The sequence below is a fragment of the Ramlibacter sp. WS9 genome (assembly GCF_003797765.1).
Classification (GTDB): domain Bacteria; phylum Pseudomonadota; class Gammaproteobacteria; order Burkholderiales; family Burkholderiaceae_C; genus Ramlibacter.
This window is the reverse complement of sequence record NZ_RKMB01000001.1, coordinates 105479-127505: the sequence shown is the minus strand read 5'-3', so window position 1 is coordinate 127505 and position 22027 is coordinate 105479. Positions and strand designations below refer to the sequence as shown.

Sequence of the window (22027 nt, the reverse complement as noted above, 5' to 3'; positions counted from 1 at the left end):
TGTCAAGCCTCGCCGCTGGGGCAAGGTGGCTGATTTCCAGGTTTTTCACTGGCAGACGAAGGAGCTCGCACTTTCAAGATCGGTAGCCCCGGCCTTCAGCATGGCCTGCTTGGGGTAGGCGCACAGCGGACGGGTGCGAGCGGCCGGCCATCCCTTGGCCACAACGTCCGGGTCGGCGGGATTGACCTTCGCCACGACGGACTCCGGCGCGGTTCCGTGTTCGACCCAGTTCTCCAGGGCCGTCAGCATGTTGAACCGGTCCGTTGCCGGGCCACCGCTGCAATGGTTCATGCCCGGCACGAGGAACATGCGCGCGTAGGCCGGCGCCGTGCTGTCGCCGGCATTGACGGCGTCGTACCAGGCGATGGTGTCGTTGGGCGAGAAGACCGGGTCCGCGGTGCCGTGATAGACGATCAGCTTGCCGCCGCGGTTCTTCAATGCCGACAACTGGGTGACATTCACCGGCGTCATGAAGTCCATCGCCGATTCCTTGAACACGGCGTTCTTCGCGAAGATCTTCGGCGCGTCGGTGTCCATGTTGAAGCCAAGCTGGTAGCCCAGGCCCGCATCGGCCAGGTTGGGCGCATCGGGCGGCGAGCTGAAGATGTAGCCCATCGCGCCCGCGCCGATCAAGGTGTTGAACGGCAGCGGCGCGAAGCCCGCGTCCAGCTTCCAGAAGCGCCAGTTGGCGCCGGAGACGCCGGCGTCCCACGGGAACGAGGCATACAGGGCCTGGCCGGCGCCGTTCTTCGCCCCGCCGAAGACATTCTTCAGCGCCGCTTTCTGGGCCGCGGTCACGCAGGTACCATCGGGCGCGCCGGTGCAGGTGGGCACGTCGGTGTCGAGGTTGAACGCGGCCTGGCAGGCACTGCGGTTGTTGACCATGCCATCGACCGCGCCGTCGAGCGCATCGCACTTCGCGAGGATGCGATTCGACACCGCGTTCATCACCGACGGCGGAAAGGCGTCCTTCGGCAACTGGCCTGCGCCCGCGGCCATGAACTGCTGCGTGTCCCATTGCTGGGCGATGGCCGCCTTGGGCAGGTTGAAGCCCGGGTTGGCTGCCACCATGCCGTCGAACTGGTCGGCGAAACGCGTCGCGGCGACCATCGCATCGCGTCCGCCATTGGAGCAGCCCATGAGGTACGAGCGATCCGGCGCGCGGCCGTATCGCCGCGAAATTATCTGCTTGGCGGCGGGTGTCAAGGTGCCGACCGCGTTGTAGCCGTAGTCTGACCGTGCTTGCGGGTCGAGGCCGAAGCTCACGTCCGCCTGCCCGCCGTTGTGCCCGCCGTCGGTGCTGGCGACCGCATAGCCCTGGCTGAGCGCGTTGGACTCGGTGGAGTTGAGCAGGTCGCCCACGGCTGGCACCAGAAAACCGTTGGTGCCGCCGCCACCCTGGAAGAAGAACTTGCCGTTCCACGACTCTGGCAAGCGGACTTCGTAGCCGATGGCGTAGGGCTTTCCGTCAGCGCCCGTGCGTTCGTTGATGCTGCCTTGCACGCGGCAGTGCGCGGGATAGTTCTGTGCGGCCATCGCGCCGTCGGACTTCGCGGCCACGCTCACGGCCGATGCGACCTTCAGCCCGGCGATGTTGAGTGAGGCGCTGGTTATGGTGTCGCAGGTCAACGCTGCGACGCCGCTTCCGCCGCCGCACCCGGCGACCGTGATGGCGAGCGCCATTGCAGCGGCCGTTCGAAAACTGATTCTGGACTTCATGGATTTTGTCTCCGGCGATTCGATTCGATGCGGTCCGGGCGGGATGCCCGGCCGGACCCCAATCTAGGCGTCGACGTGTTTGGGGTCTTGGCGCTTCAGGCCAGGGTGGCCGAATCCGGCCATGGCCGGATGGGCGGGCAGGCGGGCAGCTAACAGCCGGCGCGGTAGCCGGCGGGCGTGATGCCCATCTGCTTGCGGAACGTGCGCGTCAACTGGCTCTGGTCGGCGAACCCCGACGCCTGCGCGACATCGCACAGCGCCATTTCACGCGTGGCGATCAACGACTTGGCGCGCTCGACTCGCTGCCGCAGAAGGTACTGGTGGGGCGAACAGCCCATGCTCGCGCGAAAGGCCCGGCAGAAGTGCCGCACGCTCATGCGGGCGAGTTCCGCGAGCTCCGCGAGGCTCACCGGCGTCTCCAGCCGCTCTTCGATGTAGCCGAGCACGCGCTTGCATGCGGCAGCCGGCAGGCCACTCCCTGGACGCCGGTCCGAACCGGGCCCCCACAGATGGACCACCAGCGCGACGATCAGGCTGTCGCCCACGAGTGTTCCCCCGGGGCTGCCATCTTGCAGGTCGTGCACCAGCGCCTGCAACAGCGTCGCCGCAAGAGGAGAGGCAATCACCTCCGCGGGCCCGCGGCGCGAGGTTCGCGGGGCTGCCGGGCAGTCCAGAACCTGTTCGACCATGGCCGGGTCGATAAAGAGAAACTGCCGGTTTCCACCGCCCCGCCACTCGAAGCGCTGTTCGTCACCCGGGCGCCAGACGCCCACGCCCGGCGTCGCGGTGGTCCATGCGGCGCCGGCGCGCAGCTCGCGAATTTGAATCGGCACGGCGGACTGTTGCACGCTGAACCGCGCATGGCCGTGATCGACCGTGCCGTGCGGCGCGGCTTGGAGATCCGTGAAAAACGCGCCGCGCCAGCCCACGGCACTGCTGTCGACACCGAAGCGCGGTGGCACCGTGACGGTGAACAGGCCGTCGGGTCCTGGCAGGGGGGCGTGGGCCATGGCGGGTCGAAACAGGTGTCCGGATGGATGCCAATATAGTTGTATTAAATAACTAAATCAATCGCCACAAACCCAGGGCCACGCAAAGTTCCGGCAAGCGCCGGGATTGAAACGGATTCCACTTGCGCCGCAGGTGAATGCGGCATTTCCGTGAGGCGGGGGATTCATAGACTCATATCCACCCCAACACGTGGATGCCCCATGACGTTCAAACCCAAATTCATCAGCTTCGACTGTTACGGCACGCTCATCAACTTCGAGATGGGGCCGACTGCCAAGCGCCTGTTCGAGGACCGCGTCCCTGCAGCGCGCATGGCTGCCTTTCTGGACAGCTTTCGCGCCTATCGCCTCGACGAAGTCCTGGGCGAATGGAAGCCATTCTTCGATGTTGTCGAGAACTCCATCCAGCGCGCATGCAAGGCGCACGGCGTCGAGTGCAAGCGGTCGGACGCCGTCGCGCTCTACGACGCCATCCCAACGTGGCAGCCGCATCCAAACGTTGTCGAGGTGCTTGAAGCGATCGCGCCGCACATCCCGCTGGTGATCCTCTCGAATTCGATGGTCGACCTGATTCCCGCAAGCGTCGCGCATCTCAAGGCAAAGTTCCACGCCGTCTACACCGCCGAAGAGGCGCGTGCGTACAAGCCTCGCATTCAGACCTTCGAGTACATGTTCGACAAGCTCGGATGCGCGCCCGACCAGATGATGCATGTCTCATCGAGCTTCCGGTACGACCTGATGACGGCTTCGGACCTGGGCTTCATGGCGAAGGCATTCATCGATCGCGGCCACGAACCGACGTCCACTGACTATGGCGTCAGCAGGTTGACCGACGTCCGCCAGCTTCCTGGACTGCTCGGCCTATGAGCGCGTTGAGCACCACCGCGCCGGACCTCGGGCCGGCAGAGGTGGAAGCTTTGGTCCGCCGCATCTACGGCATCGAGGGTTCCACCCGCCCGCTGGCGGGGGAGCGTGACCAGAACTGCCTGGTGCAGGCGACCGATGGCAGCCGCTATGTCTTCAAGATCAGCAATCCATCAGAGCCGGCCGCAGTCGTCGACTTCCAGATTGCGGCGCTCGACCACATCGCCCGCGTGTCGCCGGGCGAGCCGGTGCCGCGCGTCGTGCGCACACTGGAAGGACGCACGCACAGCACGATCGCGCTCGCCGATGGCGTGCAGACGCGCGTGCGCATGCTGACCTACCTGGACGGCATCCAGATCCGCGAAACAGTGCGCACCGCCGCACAGCGACGCGCCATGGGAAGCGGCCTCGCCGCGTTGAACAGCGCGCTGTGCGATTTCGCGCATCCGGGCGGCGCGCATGACCTGCTGTGGAACGTCGCCACGGCGCATCGGCTGTCCGAGCAGCTCGACAGCCTCGTGGACGCCCAGCGCCGCGCGCTGGCCCAAGCCTTCATGACGCGCTTCACCACGCACGTGCTGCCGCACCTGGCCTCGCTGCGGTCGCAGGTGATCCACAACGACTACCACCTCTACAACGTGCTGGTCGCACCCGACGACCAGGCGCGCATCGTGGGCATCATCGATTTCGGCGACATGGTGCATGCACCGCTCGTCGGCGAAGTCGCGACGGCCGCCGCCTTCCACATGACCGGCAACGCAGATCCTTTCGAAGGGCCGGCCCAGTTCGTGGCCTCTTACCAGGCGGTGCTGCCGCTCACCGCCGCCGAACAGGAAGTCGTCGCCGATCTCATGGCGACGCGCCACCTCATCACGGCGCTGATTTCCGAATGGCGCGCCGCGCGCTACCCCGAGAACCGCGCCTACATCATGCGACACAACCCCGCGGCCTGGGAGGCCCTCTCCCAGATGGCGGACCTCTCACGCGATACCGCACGCGACCGGCTGCTCGCCGGCACATCTATTGGAGCCACTCAATGAAAAGCACGACCGACCTGAACATGGTCAATGCCTATATCCCCGGCCGCGCCGACGTGGGCGCGGCCACCGAGAAGATGATCGCGCGCCGCGATGCCCTGCTCGGCCCGGCCTACCGCTTGATGTACGAGCGCCCGCTTCACATCGTGCGGGGCGAAGGCGCCTGGCTGATCGACCTGGAGGGTCGCCGCTACCTCGACGCCTACAACAACGTCACGTCGCTCGGACATTGCCACCCGGCGGTGACCGAGGCGATCTGCAAGCAGGTGCAGACGCTGGCAACCAACACGCGCTATCTGCACAACACGATTCTCGAGCTGGCCGAACGCCTGCTCGCGAGCGTGCCCGGAACCGACCTGGCCCACCTGATGCTGACCTGCACGGGCAGCGAGGCCAACGACCTCGCCTATCGCATCGCGAAGGTCCGTACCGGTGGCACCGGCGTGATCGTGACCGACACCGCCTATCACGGCATCACCGACGCCGTGTCGAAGTTCTCACCCTCGCTGGGTGTGACCGTCGATCTCGGCGCGCATGTGCGCCTGGTTCCGGCGCCGCGCCTGTATCACGCCGAAGGCGCTGATCTGTCCGAGCGCTTCACCCGCGACGTCGAAGCAGCGATCGCCGATCTGCGGCGCCACGGCATCAAACCGGCCGCGCTGATCGTCGATTCGCTGTTCACCAGCGACGGCATCCTCCCCGGGCCGGCGGGCTTCCTGAGGGGCGCGGTCGACGCGATCAAGCGGGCCGGCGGCATCTTCATTGCCGACGAAGTGCAGCCCGGCTTCGGCCGGACCGGCGAACACCTCTGGGGCTTCCAGCGTCACGATGTCGTGCCGGACATCGTCACTATGGGCAAACCGATGGGCAACGGCCAACCGATCGCGGGACTGCTCGCAACCGCCGACGTGCTGGCGGAATTCGGGAAGAGCTCGCGCTACTTCAACACCTTCGCGGGCAACACCGTCTCCTGCGCGGCGGCGCTGGCGGTGCTGGACACCATCGAGCGGGAGCAGCTGGTGCAGCACGCCGCCAAAGTTGGCAAGGTCTTGCACGACGGCATCGCCGCTCTTGCCGGCCGGCACGAAGCCATCGGCGATGTGCGCGGTGCAGGGCTTTTCGTCGGGGTCGAGCTCGTCTCCGACCGGGTATCGCGGGCGCCCGATCGCGTCCTGACGAGCCAGGTGGTGAATCGGATGCGCGACAAGGGTGTGCTGATCAGCGCCTGTGCAATGAGGCACAACGTGCTCAAGATCCGGCCGCCGCTGGTACTGTCGGCAGACCAGGCCGGCCTCGTCATCCAGGCGCTCGACGAATCGCTCGTCGAAGCGCGGGCGGCCGGCGCGCACTAGCTGCGCGCGATATCCAGCGCTACCATCCGGCCATGGGCCCAGCAGTTCCCCTCGACCGGTTCGACCTGAAGATTCTTGCGCACCTCGAGCGCGAGGGCCGCTGCTCGAACGTCGAGTTGGCCGACGCCGTGGGCCTGAGCCAAAGCCCATGCCTCGTGCGGACGAAGCGGTTGCAGGAGACCGGCGTGATCCGCGGCTATGGCGCCGACATCGCGCTGGAGAAGCTGGGCAATTGCGTCACGGTTTTCTCGGAGGTGACGATCAGCAGTCATCGGCCTTTCGACTTCCGCAAGTTCGAAGGGGCCGTTGATCGGCACCCCGAAATTGTGGAGTGGCACAACGTGAGTGGCGGCTACGACTACCTCTTGAAAATCGTCGCGCCGAATGTCGCGCATTTTCAGGCGCTGATGGAGCGGCTGCTGGAAGACGACATCGGCATCGAGAAGTTCACGAGCCGGATTGTCCTGCGCCAGTCGTCCGGCAAGCGGACGCATCCGCTCAATCTCATTGCAGGGCCGGTGGATCGCATCTGACGCGAACCGCTTCCGAACGCCGAAGTTGACCCGGAGGCACTTTGTGCTCGCGCACAAAAGCCGTCGTCAGATGGCTTTGGCTTGCAAACCCGGTTTCCACTGCGATGGCCGCGATCGGAAGGTCGCTCGCCAGCAGCAGTTGCCGCGCGCGTTCGAGCCGGATGTTGAGCACGTGACGGTATGGCGCGCAGCCCAGGGAATTCTTGAAGAGGCGAACGAAATGGGCCGGGCTGAATCCGGCGATCCGCGCGAGCTGTGCAAGGGAAATGTCCTCCGCCAGATGGACGCCAATCCACTCTTCCAGGCGTTCGACCTGAACTGCAGTGAGCTTGCCGCGCTCACAAGATACGCGCGCCCGGTTCGCGGCCCGCTGCTGTAGTCGCAGCGCTACGCCGAGAGAGAGGGACTCCGCATACAGCTGCCCGTTGACAGACCCGCTCGCGGCCTCGGCGACCATGCTTCGAAGCATCGCGGCCAAACCTTCGTCGCGGAACTCGACCTGAGTTTCCTGCGGCAGCTGTCGCACACACTCGCGCCAGACGGGATCGGACAGGCGAGCCAGGTCGACCTCGACGATGATGCGGCGCACATCCTGGCACTTCCAGCGAATGCGATTCATGTGAGTGCCCTGGGCAAACAGGCCGATTGCACCGGCAGTCAGGTCGCAGTCGAAGGATTTTCTTCCGTATGCGAACTCGGCTTGCGCGCAGCCGCTGTCCAGCATCGCGAGCCGGGTGGTTATTACCTCGGAGTCGCCGACCTCGACATGGGGGCTCGCCTCCAGCCATGCCATAGCGAAGCCGCGCCAATGCGCGGCCGCCTCCGCGCTGAGCAGGTTGCGCTCGCCGAGCGGATTTGCCTCTTCCTGCTGGCCGGGGATTCTGCCCATGGGAATCGATTTCCGAATTGAGGCTGAGAAATCAATTCTGGCACCGAACCCGCCCTTGGAGACATATCGATTCGACATAGCTGCTAGATGCACAAGCTCCTGCGCATTTACCCTCGACGCTGCGCCGCCGATGGAAATCTGATCGGATCTTGCAAGACACCTGAACCGATGCGCAGTGCAATCACGCCTTCAACTTGCAGGAGACAGCTTTGAAAACAAATCGATGCCCATGGGTGGCGCGTGCCGCAATGGCGGCTCTTGCGGCCGCTGCACTCGGTGGTTGCGGGGGCGGCAGCGGCAACGCGGCCACCTTGCCACTGGTTGCCGACAACATTTCGATCAACCCCACCAGCGCCTGCACCATGCAAGGCATTGGAGCCACGCTGCTGACCGCCGATGCGCCCGCCACCATTCTGGAAGTGGCCACCGGCAGCACAGGCACGGCCGCATCGGACAAGCCGTACTGCATGGTTAAGGTGAAGGTCGATCCGCAGGTCAACATCTGGGTTTCCTTGCCTACTGCCGCCTGGAACGGCAGATTCCGGGCCGAAGGAAACGGCGTCTACGCCGGGTCCGCGCAGCTGGCGCCGGCCGTCGATTCCATTCGCCAGGGCTTTGCCGGCGCGACGACGGACACAGGCCACACGGGCTTCTTTCTCTCCGGCGCGTTCGGCATGGAATCGCCCGGCAAGCCGAATACGCAACTGCAGACCGACTTCGCGCACAGGTCGGAACACCTCATGGCGGTCATCGGCAAACAGTTGGTAAAGGCCTTCTATGGGCAGGACCCGGTTCGCTCGTACTGGTACGGCTGCTCGACTGGCGGGCGCCAGGGCCTGATGATGGCCCAGCGATACCCAGCGGACTATGACGCCATCCTCGCGGGCGCGCCCGCCATCCACTGGGACCGGTTCCAGGTCTACCAGATCTGGCCGCAATTGGTCATGAAAGCGGACGCCGGCGGCCCGCTCTCCGCGGCAAAACGCGAGCTCGCGACCCGTCGCGCTGTCGCTGCGTGCGACGCAGCGGACGGTGTCACGGATGGCGTGATCGGAGATCCGCGCTCGTGCACCTACGATCCCACGAAGGACACGCAGATCACGCGGGCCGACTGCTCTTCGGCCGACGGAACCTGCCTTGCTCCTGGCGAAGCCACCGCGCTGCAGAAAATCTGGGGCGGCGCGCGCAACACCGCGGGGCAGTTGCTCTGGCCTGGCGTGGAGCGCGGCGCCGACCTCGGCGCGTTGGCCGGAGCCGATCCGTTCCCCATCCCTATCGAGCAAGCCAGGTACTGGGTGTACTTCGACCCCAACTGGGACTGGAAGACGCTGAACCTGACCAACTTCGAGGCCTTCTTCAACAAGAACGCCGAGATGGTAGGCCCGATGATGGCGACCGACAACCCCGACATCTCCGCGTTCAAGCAGCGGGGCGGCAAGGTCATCATGTACCACGGGTGGAGCGACAACCTCATCATGCCGCAAGGCACCGTGAAGTATTACGACCGTGTCAAGCAGACCGTCAGCGCCCCGGACGAGTTCTCCCGGCTGTACATGGTGCCCGGCATGGGCCATTGCGCCGGCGGCACCGGTGTCAGCGAGTTCGGGCAAAGGGCGAGCGGCGCGGTTCCGATGGAGCCCAAGACGGACATCTTCCGCGCGCTCATGGCCTGGTCCGAGAAGGGGCAAGCCCCAGCCGACATCACCGCCTCGAGCATCGTGAACGGCGCCGTGACGCAAACCCGTCCGCTCTGCCCTTACCCGCAAGTGGCCAAGTACAAGGGAAGCGGCAGCACGGATGACGCCGCGAACTTCACTTGCTCAGCCCCTTGACGCGCCGAGCACATATCTCCATGACTCACCTTCGCATCGAAATGAACAGCAGCACTCCCGTTTTGCGCCGCAGCGCGCTCCTTCTCACCGCGGCCATGATGCTGCCCACCCTGGCCCACGCCCAGGAGTTCCCGACCAAGCCGGTGCGCATCATCACGCCGTTTCCGGTGGGCAGCGGCCCCGAGGGCGTGGTGCGGCTGGTGGCTGAAAAACTGTCGCGCGCCTGGGGCCAGCCGGTCGTCGTGGAGAACAAGCCAGGCGGCAACGGCTTCATTGCCATCGACACCTTCAAGCGCGGCGCCACGGACGGCCACGATCTCATTCAGCTGGACAACGTTCATCTCTCGGCCTACCCGCACCTGTTCAAGAAATTGCCCTACAACCCGCAGAAGGACTTCGAGCCGCTGCTTCCGTTGTTCAAGGCCTACTTCTTCTTCACCGTCGCGGCTGACAGCAAGTACAAGAACGTGGCCGAGCTGATTGCCGATGCCAAGGCCAAGCCCGGCAAGCTCAACTACGGCTCCTGGTCGGTGGGCAACCCGGTGCACCTGGGCTCTGCGCTGTTCGATACCGTGGCAGGTATCGAAACGCAGCACATCGTCTACAAGGAAACCAGCCAGCTGTACACGGGTGTGGCCACCGGCGAACTGACCTATGCGCTCGGCACCAGCGCGACCGCGGGTCCGCTGTACCGCGCGGGCAAGCTGAAATTCCTGGCGGCAGCCGCGCCGCGGCGCATTCCCGCGTTCAAGGACGTGCCAACAGTGGCGGAGGCCGGAGGCCCCGCCGGTTTCGAAGTCAGCGGCTGGACTGCCATCGCGGCGCCCAAGGGTTTGCCAAAAGCCGTGACGGACAAAATCCAGAGGGACATCGAAAAAGCCCTGGCCGAACCCGATGTGCGTGAGAAGTTCCTTTCCTTCGGCTATGAGACCTTCACGCCCACGCGCGATCAGTTCAACCAATACATCCAGTCCGAGTCCGTGCGCCTCGCGGGCATCATCAAGAAGGCCAACGCATCGCTGGATTGAGCCAGGAGCCGGTCTGCCTTCATGCGCTCTGGATTGCGTAGAACTTCGCCACGCGGTCGCTGCTCTCCCATCCAACCGACACGCCCAGGGGCACGAAGAGCGCGTCGCCGGCGCCCGCCGTCAGCACACTGCCATCGGGGGCTGCGAATCGCACGCTGCCGGCGAGCAGATGCATGAACTCATTCACGCGATGCGGGCGCACGATGCGGTGATACGGCGTCGAGTCCCAGGTGCCCGCGCGGTACTCAGCGGCATCATCGGTGAAGACGTTGTCGCTGCGGCATTGCGGGGCCGGGCCCAGGAGAACTTCCGCCGGCAGCGTCGCGGACGGCTTGAAGTCGGCGTCGGCGTGCAGCGGAAAGAGCCCGCGCTTCGTCGGCTTGTCGCAAGCGGCTGCGCAGAACGAAAACCGCACGCGCGATCCGGCGAGGATGCGCAGCGCCGTGCCGCATGCGATGACTGCACCGGCGCCTGGACCGAGCACCAGCGGGGCCGCGCCATGCGCCGTCAGCGTCAGCTCGCCTTCCGCCACGACGATGGTTTCGATATGGGGGAAGCTTGCGACTTCCAGCTCACCGATGAAGCTGGTTCGGCCCGCGACCATCGAGTCGGGTCCTTCCCAGGCAATTTCGCGATGCCGCGCAAACGGGTCGTCCTTCCCGAACGCCGCCCTGCGGAAAGAGGTTGAAACGGGCGCGCCATCGGCGCGGTGCAGCACGATGGCCACGGTCATGATTTGCTCCTGCATGTTCACACCATGGAGCGTACGCATCCCTCGCAGTACATGCCGCTGCGTACGCCTGCGCGAGCAGCAGCAAACGCCGAATCCAGCTCCGGCTCGCGCCCTATCTGCGGCGACATCCGTACAGAATGGACCGCATACATGTTGACCTGCGATGTGATTGTGATTGGCGGCGGCCTGGTCGGGACCGCTGTGGCCTATGGACTGGCGCAGCCCGGCAAGAACATCACGGTATTGGATGAAGGCGACGATGCGTTTCGCGCTTCACGCGGAAACTTCGGTCTGATCTGGGTCCACGGCAAGGGCCGCGGCTTTCCCCAATATGCCCGCTGGACTCGGGAGTCCGCCCGGCAATGGCCCCTGTTGGCCGCACGCCTTCAGGACGAAACCGGCATCGACGTCCAGGCCAAACAGGCGGGCGCTTTTACGCTGTGCTTTTCCGAGGCCGAACTCGAAGCGCGCAGCGAGCGGCTGGCCGCCGTGCGCGATGAAGCAGGCGGCGACTACCCCTACGAGATCCTGGATCGCGCGGCCCTGCTGCAGCGATTGCCCCACATCGGACCAACAGTGTTCGGGGGCAGCTACTCGCCGATGGATGGTCACGTCAATCCGCTCAAGCTGCTGCGCGCGCTGCACAGTGCGTGCACGCAGCAAGACGTGACGCTCAAGACGGGCCACGGCGTGCAACGCATCACCTATGCAGACGGCCTGTTCACGGCGCACAGCGGCGGCCGGCAGTTTCGCGCGCCCAAGCTGGTGCTGGCCGCGGGGTTGGGCAACGCAGTCCTGGCCGGGCAAGTGGGCCTGCATGCGCCGGTGCGGCCGAACCGCGGGCAACTGATCATCACCGAGCGATGCAAGAAGATCCTCGACTACCCCACGGGCCACATCCGCCAGACCGACGAGGGCGGCATCCAGATCGGTGAGTCCATGGAAGACGCAGGGTTCGACGACGGCACGACCAACAAGACGCTGGCGGAGCTCTCGCGTCGGGCCATCGCGAGCTTTCCCGCGATCGGCCAGCTCAATGTGGTTCGGGTGTGGGGCGCATTGCGGGTGATGACGCCTGACGGTTATCCGATCTACCAGGAATCGAAATCCTGCCCGGGTGCGTACGTGGTCACGTGTCACAGCGGCGTGACGCTGGCCGCGGCCCATGCCTTTCGCATTGCACCGTGGATCAACGGCGCAGGCGCGCCCGAGGAGCTTGACGCCTTCACGGGCGACCGCTTCCCCATCGCCGACGCGTCGGCGCAGGTCCTGGATCATCACCATGCCCACTGAATCGCTCTTTCGCCCGATCTCCGTCGCCGATGCATTCATCGAAGTCGAGTTCGACGGTCGCCCCCTGAAGGTGCCGGGCCAATGCTCGGTGGCTGCCGCCTTGTTGGCAGCGGGCGTGACGCGCTTTCGCTCCACGCCCGTGTCGGCTGCGCCGCGGGCGCCCTACTGCATGATGGGCGTCTGCTTTGAATGCCTGCTGGAAATCGACGGCATTGCCAACGCCCAAGCTTGTCTCGTGACAGTGCAACCCGGCATGAAGATCCGCCCGCAGGAAGGCGCCCGCCGTGCATCTTGACGAGGACGATGCTGTGGTGGACGTGGCGGTGGTCGGCGCGGGCCCAGCGGGTCTCGCAGCTGCGGCCACCGCGGCCGAACTCGGGCTGTCGGTCGTGCTGCTCGACGAGCAGACGCAGCCCGGCGGGCAGATCTACCGCGATGTCGCACGCGCCGGGGTGGATCGGCTGCAGGTGCTCGGCAACGACTACGCCGCAGGCCGCGCGCTGGTCGAGCGCTTCACGCAATCAACGGCGCGGCACGTCGGAGGCGCGGCTGTCTGGAATGTCACCCCCGAGCGCGTGATTCACTATTTGAAGGATGGTCGATCGCAGTCCATCACGGCCGGCCAGGTCATCCTGTGCACCGGTGCGCTAGAGCGGCCGTTTCCGATTCCGGGCTGGACGTTGCCTGGTGTGATGACCGCCGGCGCGGCGCAGATCCTTCTCAAGAGCGCCGGACTCGCGCCCTCACAACCCGTCGTGCTGGCGGGCTGCGGGCCCTTGCTCTACCTGCTGGCGTGGCAGTACTTGCGGGCCGGTGTGCGCATCGGCGCTATCGTCGACACCACGCAGCGCGGTGACTACCTGCGGGCGCTGCGCCACATCGGTGGCGCCGTGGCGGGATGGCGCGATGTGATGAAGCGCCTGGGCCTGATCCGCAGCATCAAGGGCGCCGGCATCCCCTTCTACCGCGGCGCAACCGATCTCGCGGTGGAAGGCGGCGAACGGGCCACGGCCTTGAGCTTTCGTGTGGGGACCACGTTGCGCCGCGTGCAGACCGACCTCGTGCTGCTGCACCAGGGCGTGGTGCCGAACATGCAGATCACTGCCTCGCTGCGCGTGGCGCACGAATGGAACGAACAACAGTTGTGCTGGGTGCCAAAAGCCGATGACTGGGGCCGCCTCGCGCTCGACGGCTTCCTGATCGCGGGCGACGGTCGTGGGATTTCCGGCGGCGCCGCAGCCGCCTTGCAAGGACAGCTCGCCGCGCTGGCCGCGGCCCATCGCGCGGGTAACTTGCCGGAATCCGAGCGAGACCGCGCAGCCGAGCCGCTGCGAGCGGCGCTGCGTCGGCACCTGCACATCCGGCCTTTCCTCGATGCGCTTTACCGCCCCAAGCTCCAGCACCGCGTGCCGGCCGACGACGTGATCGCCTGCCGCTGCGAGGAAGTCTCGGCCGGCGAGCTGCGCCGCATGGTCGCACTCGGCTGCACCGGTCCGAGCCAGACCAAGGCCTTCTCACGCTGCGGCATGGGCCCCTGCCAGGGCCGCCTTTGCGGCCTCACGGTCACGGAGGTCATCGCGCAGGCACGCGGTGTTTCGCCGGCGGAGGTCGGCCACTTCCGCATTCGCCCTCCCATCAAGCCGATCACGCTCGAAGAGCTGGCGGCTTGAACAACGAGCCGAGGAAGCGTCAGACCAGCTTGTCCTTCAACCGGTAGTACGCACCGACCAGCGGCAGGAACCACGGTGGGCCGAAGTGGCCGGGGATGGCCGGCCAGGTGAAATCTTTCCACGGATTCAAGTCCGTGCGCCCGTCCATCACCTCCGCCATGATCGTCCCCATCAGCGTCGACATCTGGGTGCCGTGGCCGCTGTAGCCCATGGAGTAGTAGATGCCGTTGCGCTCGCCGGCGCGCGGCAGCCGGTCGCGTGTCATGTCGACCATGCCGCCCCAGCAATAGTCGATGCGCGCTGCGCGCAGCTCGGGAAAGATTTCGTGCAGTGCATCGCGCAAGATCGCGCCGCTGATCTCGTCCGAAGCGGGATTGGAGACGGCAAATCGCGCGCGTCCGCCGAAGAGCAAGCGGTTGTCGGGTGTGGTGCGGAAGTAGTTGACCAGGTTCTTCGTATCGACGGCCATCCTGCGCTTGGGCACCAGCCGATCCAGCGTCGTCGTCGGCAGCGGCTCTGTGACGATCAGGAATGCGCCGACCGGCACGATCCTGCGGCGGATCCAACCCAGCGGCCCGATTCGCGAAGTGCCGCTCGCCAGGAAAACCTGCTTGGCGTGAAGCTTGCCCTTCGGCGTTTCGATGTCGTGGCCTCCCCCCGCTGCCGGCCGCAAGCCCGTCATGGGTGTGTGCTCGTGGATCAGCGCACCGCGCCGCGCCGCCGCTTCCGCCAGGCCGCGCACGAAGCGCCCGACATGCATGCCCGCGCCTTTGCGATAGATCAGCCCGCCGTGGTAACGGTCCGAGCCGACCTCATTCGCCAGATCCGCGCGGCTCACCATTTCGGTATCGGGGTCGACATTGGCGGCGAGCAATTCCTGGCTGCGCGCGAGCTTGGCGTAGTGCTCCGGCTTGGCGGCCAGCTTGATCTTGCCGACGCGCGCGAAGCTGCAGTCGATGTTCTCTTCGGCCACCAGGCGCTCGACCGTGTCGACTCCTGCGTCGAAGGCCCGGTAGAGCCGGTTGGCGACGTCCTTGCCGAGCTTGGCGGACATCATCCCGTAGTCCTGCGCGAAGCCGTTGTTGCACATGCCGCCGTTGCGGCCCGACGCCGCATTGCCGATCGTCTCTGCTTCCAGCAGCACGACGCGTGCGCCCTTCTTCGCAAGCGCCAGCGCTGCTGAAGAACCTGTGAGGCCGCCACCGATCACCGCGACGTCGTAGTTGCCTTGTATCGGCCCCGAGGCGGCGCTGCGAAAGGGCTCCGACGTGTCCAGCCAATAGGAGGTGAGCTTCATGGTCAGGGCTTGAACGTGTAGAGAGGATTGTTGGGCATGATCAGATTGAAGCACCGGTCGGTGAGGCGGTTGTCCCGGTTCGGCCGGAACGGTTGGCAAGAACTGCGGTATTGCGCAGCGGCGGCGGCATGGTGTGCGGCGTTCACCAGGGCCAGCCGATCCGGCGGCCAAGTGACTGGGCGCAGGCGCGCTCGTAGATGAACCTTGCCACGGTCAGGTCCTGCAACGCCAGGCCCGTCATGTCGAAAACCGTGATGTCGTCGGCCGCGCGCGGAAACGCGGCCTCGCTCAGCAGCAGGGCTCCCAGCTCGACGCACGGCGTCTCGCGGGCCCATTGCAGCTCTCCCAGCTGCAGCGCCTGTTCGCGATCGTCCACCACCAGCCGTGCCCGATCCAGCAGCCCCGGGGGCAGTTCGCGCTTGCCGGCGGTGTCGGCGCCCACGCAATTCAAATGCGTGCCGGCGCGCACCGCGCCCGCATCGAACAACGGCCCTGCCCCCGGCGTCGCGGTGATGACGACGTCGCTCTCGGCCACGGCCTGGTCGGCATCGCGTGCGCAGCGGATGTCGCATTGATCCGCGAACACCGCCTCGAAACCCGGGTCGGCGCGGCGGTCCACGGACACATAGTGCACGGATGAAAGTTGCGGCAGCGTGCGCAGGGCGAAGCGCAACTGCGAGCGCGCCTGCACCCCGGTGCCGAAGACGGTGAGACGGGTGCTGGCCGGCCGGGCGAGAAGCGCCAGCCCCAGGCCGCCGGCTGCGCCCGTTCGCACGGTGGTGATGGCATTGCCGTCGATCACGCACAGGGGCCGCCCGGTGGCCGGGTCGAACAGCAGGATGGTCGCCTGGTGCGGCTCGCCGCCCACGGCGCGGTTGCCCGGCCAGAAGCCCGCGGCCTTGAAGCCCAGCAGGCCCTGCGACGGCACATCGCCGGACTTGATGCCGAAGATGCCGCCGGTGGAAAGCTTCTCGCGAACCACCGGGAAGACACGGCCCTCGCGACGACCGTGCAGCAGGAAGGCCTCACGCACCGCTTCGGTGACTTCGGCGGGCGCAAGCAGTTGCTCCACTGCCTCCTTGTCTAACAGCAGCAGCGTCGCGTCAGCGGAAGCCTGCGTCATTGCCAGCCTCCGAACCGCGGCCACTCGGCCTCGACCTTGTCGGAGGTGCCGCGCACAACGTGATAGGCCCGATGCTGGGCGCCCGTCGCGCAAGCGTGGTTCGGCAGAATGCGCACGCGGTCCCCGATGGCGAGGTTTGGAAGTACGCCGCCCGAGCCCGGCCGCACCGTGATAATCCCGTGCTCCTGGTTGGCATCCGCGACGATCAAGTCGGCATACGGGACGCCGGCGGAATTGCACACCAGCCCGTAGCCTTGGTTGACCTCTTGCTTGGAGGTGCCTTTGTCTTGCGACATGGCCATCCAACCTGCGTCGATGAGGATCCACCCTTTCTCGCGCTGGTGCCCGATGACGGTCGCGAGCACCGACACGGCAATGTCGTCGATCTGGCAGACGCCGACACCGGCCATCACGAGATCGAAGAACATGAACACGCCCGCCCGCACTTCAGTCACGCCGCTGAGGTCTGTGGCGTTGTGCGCGGTGGGCGTCGAGCCGACGCTGAGCACCGGGCAGGCCAAACCGGCCTCGCGCACGATCGCGGCGGCGTCAACGACGCTGCGGCGCTCGCCCTCCGCGCATTGCTGCAAGGCTTCGGCGCCGCGTGCGGTGTAGCTCCCGCCGGCATGGGTCAGCACGCCGCGCAGTTCCGCGCCGTTTGCCAGGGCGCGGCCGATCTCGACAAGACGCTGCTTGTCGGTGGGCAGCACGCCCGATCGGTGGCCGTCGCAATCGATCTCGATAAGGGCCGGGATTCGCGTTCCTGCCGTGCGCGAAGCAAGCGCGACGGCTTGCGCCTGTTCCACCGTGTCCAGCACCACCGCAACGTCGGCGCCCTTTGCGCGTAACGCGAGAACCTGCGGCAGCTTCGAGGGCACGATGCCGACGGCGTAGATGATGTCTCGCACGCCGGCCGCAACGAACTGCTCGGCCTCCTTGAGTGTGGAGACTGTGGCGGGGCCCGCCGGTGATGTCATCACACGCCGCGCGACGTCGACCGATTTGGCGGTCTTGAGGTGCGGACGCAGCGCGACGCCCAGGCCATCCAGCCGGGTGCGCAGACGTGCAATGTTCCGCTCCATGCGGTCAGCGTCGAGGACGAGGCAAGGCGTCGGCAGTTCGGCCAACGTGGTGGCGGTCTTCTCGGCTTGCTTCCGGTCCATGGTTTGTGCAGCGTCCACTGACTGTTCTCCGTTGTTGCTTGACGTGGCTGCAATGTTGCGCGCGATGGATGCAGATTACAATTAATCGATCATGCATTGACGGTTAAGGCGGCGCTTAATGATCAGCTCGGACGATCTGCGCTTTTTCAACGTGCTGGCCAAGTCCGCGACACTCGCGGAATGCGCCAGGAAGCTGGATGTGACGCCGCCCGCCGTCACCCAGCGCCTGCGCGCGCTGGAAGAGCGCATCGGCATCCGGCTCGTCGACCGTTCCGGCCGCAAGATCAGCCTGACCGACGAGGGCGCGCTCGTCGCATCGCACGGCACGATCGTGGCCGATGCGATGGAGGCGCTGTCCGAGGCGTTGGCGGATCGCAAGAATGCCGTCGGCGGGCACCTGCGCATAGCAGCACCCCACGGCTTCGGCCGGCTCCATGTGGCGCCTGTGGCGGACGCGTTTGCGCGCGCGCATCCCGCCGTGACCGTCACCCTCGATCTTTCCGACCACCCGGGTGCGCAACTGGTCGCAACCTGCGATGTCGTCATCCACATCGGCCCCTCGGCGCACCTGAACCAGATCGTGACGACGCTCGCGCCGAACCGGCGCATCCTCTGCGCCAGCCCCGACTACATCGCCAACGCCGAGCCGATCAAATCTCCGGCGGACTTGATGCGGCATCGATGCCTGGTGGTGAGGGAGAACGACGAGGACGTCACGCTGTGGCGCTTCCTGCATCCTTCAAAAGAGCCGGAGACCGTGCGAATCCATCCCACGATGTGCAGCAATGATGGCGCGGTGGTGCGAGAGTGGGCGATCACGGGACAAGGTGTCGCGATCCGCTCGGAGTGGAATGTTGCCGGCGACCTCGCGGCCGGCCGGCTCAAGCGGGTGCTGCCGGCATGGGAGGTTCCTGCGGCGGATGTGGTCGCGATGCTGGGGACGCGATTTGGGCGGAGCGCGCGCACGACGGCTTTTTTGGCGATGCTGCGGCAATCGCTTTCACCGGTGCCTTGGCGGCGGAAGGTGGGGCGCTGAGTTCGTTGATCAGCGAGTCAGTCGTCGGTCATCGCAGAATCCGACACCAACTCCTAAGGGTGGCACTTTTAGCCATGCATGCGTAGCTAAAAGGGAATATCGTCGTCGTCATTCGACACGGTTGCTGGCATCCAAGGATATGTTGTGGTGGACGCGACAAATCCGGTTCCGAAGTGATAGCGCTGCCCCCAATACTCGACGTCATCAACCAACCCCACCGGCGGATCGAGCTTGCCAGTGTTGAAGCTCCACCTAGCGTCTTCGTCTTTGCGAGATCCAGTGAGCGATTGCGAATCAACCAGATCGCCTCTGGCAAGATTGTCGGTCTGAAGTAGCTGCGTCTCGCTTTCAACTTGGAGGGCGATCTGGCGAAGTATCCCGACGATTGCATCGAGGGATTCGACTAAGTCTGAGCGGGCAAACACTAGGCTAACCGCCTTGACCGCAGACATGCCCGTCCCTTGTATTTCAGGATGAGGCTTGCTCTCACTGAGATAGATAACCCAATCTTTCAAGTCTGGCCATTTGAGCAGAATTCGATGCGCTCGCAAGTTGGCGACAGTTGCATTCAAGTAGGTGTCTCGCATGCTCATTCGAAGGGTCGGCATCTCGTATCGCAACGAAGCGCGAATCCAATTCTCGTCTTTGCTTGACATGAGTACTGTGCTCGCAAAGCCGGCCCCGATGGACTTAAGCTCTGAGTACCATCGTTCCGCGCTATTGGTGGGCACAATGTCCGTGATCGACGTTAGCTGAACGAGGCAGTCCTCGATGGAGAGCAGGATATGGCGCGTGTTCTGCTTTATCAGGTCAATGTCATCTTCTTTTACGGGACGGAAATGCGCGAGCGCGTTTCGGACCGTACCGATTTCGAGAAGTTTCGAAAGAACGATTTCTTTGGATGCCTTGAAGTACCGCGCGAAGTACTTCCAGTAAGCGTCGTGGCCAATGAGAGCGGTCAACTCGCCCCCGCTGAGGAACAACATCGGCGAGGACACCTCGTAGCCGAGATATCCGTACTTTTTAGCGTCATTAATTCGCTTGCGAGTCTCGCTGCGAATGGAGCCCTCCCCCAAGCTCGCAAGATCCCAATCCTTGCCGAGGTGTTGTTTCAAAATCACGTAGACAAACAATCGTAGAGCATTCTCAAATCGAAAGAGTATTGAGAGTGCCTCGTAGTAATGCAGGTGCAGCCAAGTACTCGGCACCTTCACCCTACCGTCAAGTATTTCGGCGCTTTTCCATTCCATGTGGGCAACCCCTAGTTTAAGAACTGATCTTGCTGAAGCGTGCCAAGCCGCGGCAGTCTGCTTCCTTGTTGCTTCGTGAACGTTATCGCAAGATCGACGCACCAGCTCGACAAGACTTCACAGGTTAACTGAAGTCAGGTGGCGACAGTAGTAGCTGCTGCAATTCTCTGCAGTTGCAAGCACTGCAATAAACGGCAGATCTAGATTGGCAAGCCTGCCAACGCGAAAGCACGTCGAGATTCAGCCCTCTATGGCGCGGAGTGCTGCACGACCAAGTCCAACCCGACCGACCGTCGTCTACCCGTTCAGTACAAGCGCCCCCTCCGGATACTGCTCGCACATGAAATCCACAAACGCCCGAACCTTCGGCGCGGGAAGTCGTCGCGAGGTATGCAGCACCCAGAGCGCGACCTCCACGCCCGAAACCGTGCCCCACTGAACCAGCTCGCCGCGGGTCAGCTGGTTCCACGCGATGGACTGCGGTATCAGCGCCGCGCCGGCGCCCGCCATCGCGGCGTCGCGAATCATCAGGAACGAGGAAAGTCTCAACCTCGGGATCGGTTCCAGGACAAGGCGTCCGTCGTCGAGCGTCCAGTTCGTGGGTTGAAACGTTGACGACACGACGGCGGGAACGGGCCTGACCTTCCCTCGCTTTGGCACAGGCACGGAAGGGGCGGCCACCACCACCAGCCGGTCCTTGGCGAAGCAACGGCCCACCAAGCTGCTGTCCGGGCTCGGGTTGATGCGGATCGCGGCGTCGAACTGCTCTTCGACGAGATCGACCACACGGTCCTCGGCTACCGCCTCGAACGTGACCTCGGGGTAAGCCGCGCAGAACCTGGCGGAGATGCCGCCCATCGCCAGCTGCGAGAACAGCACCGGGGCAGCGACACGCAAGCGCCCGCGCGGTGCCGCCAAGCCCTCGCGCGCGGCGGTCATGGCTTCGGCCACCTCGTGCATCGGCCCTTCGGTACGGTCCATCAGCATCTGGCCGGCTTCCGTCACTTTGAGCCCGCGCGCGCTGCGCTCGATGAGCCGCACGCCGAGTTGCTCTTCCAGGTCCGCGATGCGCCGGGACAGGGTCGCTTTCGATTTACCGCTCGCGCGGCTTGCCTTTCCCAGCCCGCCATTCGCCGCGACGAGCGCGAAGTCGGTCAATGCGTTCAGGTCCATGTGTTCCGGATTTGAGACAGGCTGTCTTCATTTTCGCATCTTCGTTTTACGGGTGCAACAGCCTATCTTCTCGTCATCGCAACTTTTTTTGAAGGAAATTGAAATGACCATCCTCGTTACCGGTGCCACTGGCACCATCGGCTCCCTCGTTGTCCAAGGCCTGGCCGCCGCCGGCGCCGAAGTCAGCGCGTTCGTTCGCACCGCCGGGAAGCAGCGCTTCCCCACAGGCGTCAAGGAAGTCGTTGGCGACCTGACCGACATTTCCTCATTGCGCGCGGCGCTGTCGTCCGTGCGCACGCTGTTTCTGCTGAACGCCGTCACGCCCGACGAAGTGACGCAAGCCCTCGTCGTGCTGAACCTGGCGCGCGAGGCCGGCATTGAGCGCGTCGTCTACCTGTCGGTCATCCACGCGGACAAGTTCACCAACGTGCCGCACTTCACCGGCAAGCACACGGTCGAGCGAATGATCGAAAGCTTCGACATTCCGGCCACCATCCTGCGGCCGGCTTACTTCATGCAGAACGAGCGCATGGTGCAGCAGGTGATCCAGGGCTACGGCGTCTACCCGATGCCGATCGGCTCGGCGGGCGTTGCGATGGTCGATGCGCGAGACATCGCGGACGTCGCCGTCGCCGAACTGCTACGCCGCGACCGCGCGGTCGCACCTTCCCCGCGCGTGACACTGGAGCTGGTCGGGCCCGAGCTGTTGACTGGAGAGTCTGTGGCCAAGATCTGGAGTGCCGCGCTCGGGCGCGACGTGAACTACGGCGGCGACGACGTGGCGGCCTTCGAAGGACAGATGGCATCGTCGGCGCCGTCCTGGCTTGCCTATGACATGCGCCTGATGATGGCCGGGATCCAAAAGTTCGGCATGCACGGTGCGGACGGCGCGACAGACCGCCTGCAGGCCATCCTCGGCCGTCCTCTGCGCAAGTACACCGACTTCGTCAACGAGACCGTTGCCGCATCTTCAGAATTGCAGGCATAGCCCTTGGTGCGGCGCTTCGTGGCCGCCGCCCAGGAGG

20 protein-coding genes are annotated in these 22027 nt (G+C 65.1%); 11 read left to right on the top strand and 9 right to left on the bottom strand.

What is annotated here, in order from left to right:
- Positions 1 to 45 precede the first annotated feature (45 nt).
- Together EEB15_RS00635 and EEB15_RS00630 are read right to left on the bottom strand one after the other, a co-directional pair.
- Positions 46 to 1719 carry a tannase/feruloyl esterase family alpha/beta hydrolase gene (locus EEB15_RS00635; RefSeq protein WP_141507596.1) on the bottom strand — a complete coding sequence of 558 codons (1674 nt, stop codon included), beginning with the start codon at positions 1717 to 1719 and terminating at the stop codon, positions 46 to 48.
- A gap of 149 nt (positions 1720 to 1868) precedes the next feature.
- The gene (locus tag EEB15_RS00630; protein WP_141507595.1) at positions 1869 to 2729 is read right to left on the bottom strand and encodes a helix-turn-helix domain-containing protein; all 861 of its coding nucleotides are present in this window, start codon (positions 2727 to 2729) and stop codon (positions 1869 to 1871) included.
- 201 nt (positions 2730 to 2930) lie between these two features.
- Here EEB15_RS00630 and EEB15_RS00625 point away from each other — a divergent pair, with 201 nt between their 5' ends.
- The 4 genes from EEB15_RS00625 to EEB15_RS00610 are packed head-to-tail and all read left to right on the top strand — an operon-like array spanning position 2931 to position 6515.
- Positions 2931 to 3596 (top strand): haloacid dehalogenase type II, encoded by a 666-nt coding sequence (locus tag EEB15_RS00625; protein WP_141507594.1) that lies wholly within the window; start codon positions 2931 to 2933, stop codon positions 3594 to 3596.
- Entirely contained in the window at positions 3593 to 4633 is a 1041-nt protein-coding gene (locus EEB15_RS00620; protein ID WP_141507593.1) for a phosphotransferase, read from the top strand. The genes EEB15_RS00625 and EEB15_RS00620 overlap by 4 nt, the downstream gene beginning before the upstream one ends.
- Positions 4630 to 5982 carry an aspartate aminotransferase family protein gene (locus tag EEB15_RS00615; RefSeq protein WP_141507592.1) on the top strand — a complete coding sequence of 451 codons (1353 nt, stop codon included), beginning with the start codon at positions 4630 to 4632 and terminating at the stop codon, positions 5980 to 5982. The genes EEB15_RS00620 and EEB15_RS00615 overlap by 4 nt, the downstream gene beginning before the upstream one ends.
- Positions 5983 to 6014: 32 nt before the next feature.
- Positions 6015 to 6515, top strand: a complete 501-nt coding sequence (locus EEB15_RS00610) for an Lrp/AsnC family transcriptional regulator (RefSeq protein ID WP_141507591.1) — start codon at positions 6015 to 6017, stop codon at positions 6513 to 6515.
- On the opposite strand, the gene EEB15_RS00605 is transcribed toward EEB15_RS00610, so the two are convergent.
- Positions 6487 to 7404, bottom strand: a complete 918-nt coding sequence (locus EEB15_RS00605; protein WP_158289952.1) for a helix-turn-helix domain-containing protein — start codon at positions 7402 to 7404, stop codon at positions 6487 to 6489. The genes EEB15_RS00610 and EEB15_RS00605 overlap by 29 nt on opposite strands.
- Before the next feature lie 209 nt (positions 7405 to 7613).
- Here EEB15_RS00605 and EEB15_RS00600 point away from each other — a divergent pair, with 209 nt between their 5' ends.
- Positions 7614 to 9236, top strand: coding sequence for a tannase/feruloyl esterase family alpha/beta hydrolase (locus tag EEB15_RS00600; protein ID WP_141507589.1), 1623 nt, complete (start codon positions 7614 to 7616; stop codon positions 9234 to 9236).
- Between the two features lie 20 nt (positions 9237 to 9256).
- Positions 9257 to 10264, top strand: a complete 1008-nt coding sequence (locus EEB15_RS00595; RefSeq protein WP_141507588.1) for a tripartite tricarboxylate transporter substrate binding protein — start codon at positions 9257 to 9259, stop codon at positions 10262 to 10264.
- A 19-nt stretch (positions 10265 to 10283) separates the two neighbouring features.
- Here the strand turns inward: EEB15_RS00595 and EEB15_RS00590 are convergent, their stop codons facing one another.
- On the bottom strand, positions 10284 to 10997 hold the full coding sequence (locus EEB15_RS00590) for a cupin domain-containing protein (RefSeq protein WP_141507587.1): 714 nt from the start codon (positions 10995 to 10997) through the stop codon (positions 10284 to 10286).
- Positions 10998 to 11147: 150 nt separating this feature from the next.
- On the opposite strand from EEB15_RS00590, the gene EEB15_RS00585 reads away from it, so the two are divergent.
- From EEB15_RS00585 to EEB15_RS00575, 3 genes are read left to right on the top strand one after another with little or no spacing between them, the layout of a single operon-like run.
- Positions 11148 to 12290, top strand: a complete 1143-nt coding sequence (locus tag EEB15_RS00585; RefSeq protein WP_141507586.1) for an FAD-binding oxidoreductase — start codon at positions 11148 to 11150, stop codon at positions 12288 to 12290.
- Positions 12280 to 12585, top strand: coding sequence for a (2Fe-2S)-binding protein (locus tag EEB15_RS00580; RefSeq protein ID WP_199236427.1), 306 nt, complete (start codon positions 12280 to 12282; stop codon positions 12583 to 12585). Before EEB15_RS00585 ends, EEB15_RS00580 begins: the two co-directional genes overlap by 11 nt.
- Entirely contained in the window at positions 12575 to 13960 is a 1386-nt protein-coding gene (locus tag EEB15_RS00575; protein WP_141507585.1) for an FAD-dependent oxidoreductase, read from the top strand. The genes EEB15_RS00580 and EEB15_RS00575 overlap by 11 nt, the downstream gene beginning before the upstream one ends.
- Positions 13961 to 13979: 19 nt before the next feature.
- On the opposite strand, the gene EEB15_RS00570 is transcribed toward EEB15_RS00575, so the two are convergent.
- The 3 genes from EEB15_RS00570 to EEB15_RS00560 form a co-directional block, all read right to left on the bottom strand.
- Positions 13980 to 15257 carry an FAD-binding oxidoreductase gene (locus EEB15_RS00570; RefSeq protein WP_141507584.1) on the bottom strand — a complete coding sequence of 426 codons (1278 nt, stop codon included), beginning with the start codon at positions 15255 to 15257 and terminating at the stop codon, positions 13980 to 13982.
- A gap of 142 nt (positions 15258 to 15399) precedes the next feature.
- Complete coding sequence (locus EEB15_RS00565; RefSeq protein WP_141507583.1) at positions 15400 to 16380, bottom strand: ornithine cyclodeaminase family protein; 981 nt, start codon at positions 16378 to 16380, stop codon at positions 15400 to 15402.
- Complete coding sequence (locus EEB15_RS00560; RefSeq protein WP_199236438.1) at positions 16377 to 17462, bottom strand: alanine racemase; 1086 nt, start codon at positions 17460 to 17462, stop codon at positions 16377 to 16379. The genes EEB15_RS00565 and EEB15_RS00560 overlap by 4 nt, the downstream gene beginning before the upstream one ends.
- 199 nt (positions 17463 to 17661) lie before the next feature.
- On the opposite strand from EEB15_RS00560, the gene EEB15_RS00555 reads away from it, so the two are divergent.
- Positions 17662 to 18579 carry a LysR family transcriptional regulator gene (locus EEB15_RS00555; protein WP_141507582.1) on the top strand — a complete coding sequence of 306 codons (918 nt, stop codon included), beginning with the start codon at positions 17662 to 17664 and terminating at the stop codon, positions 18577 to 18579.
- A gap of 86 nt (positions 18580 to 18665) precedes the next feature.
- On the opposite strand, the gene EEB15_RS00550 is transcribed toward EEB15_RS00555, so the two are convergent.
- Positions 18666 to 19829, bottom strand: a complete 1164-nt coding sequence (locus tag EEB15_RS00550; RefSeq protein ID WP_141507581.1) for a hypothetical protein — start codon at positions 19827 to 19829, stop codon at positions 18666 to 18668.
- A 297-nt stretch (positions 19830 to 20126) separates the two neighbouring features.
- Positions 20127 to 21002 (bottom strand): LysR family transcriptional regulator, encoded by an 876-nt coding sequence (locus EEB15_RS00545; protein ID WP_141507580.1) that lies wholly within the window; start codon positions 21000 to 21002, stop codon positions 20127 to 20129.
- A 103-nt stretch (positions 21003 to 21105) separates the two neighbouring features.
- Between EEB15_RS00545 and EEB15_RS00540 the strand changes: the two genes are divergently transcribed.
- The gene (locus EEB15_RS00540) at positions 21106 to 21990 is read left to right on the top strand and encodes an SDR family oxidoreductase (protein WP_141507579.1); all 885 of its coding nucleotides are present in this window, start codon (positions 21106 to 21108) and stop codon (positions 21988 to 21990) included.
- The last annotated feature ends 37 nt before the right edge of the window (positions 21991 to 22027 follow it).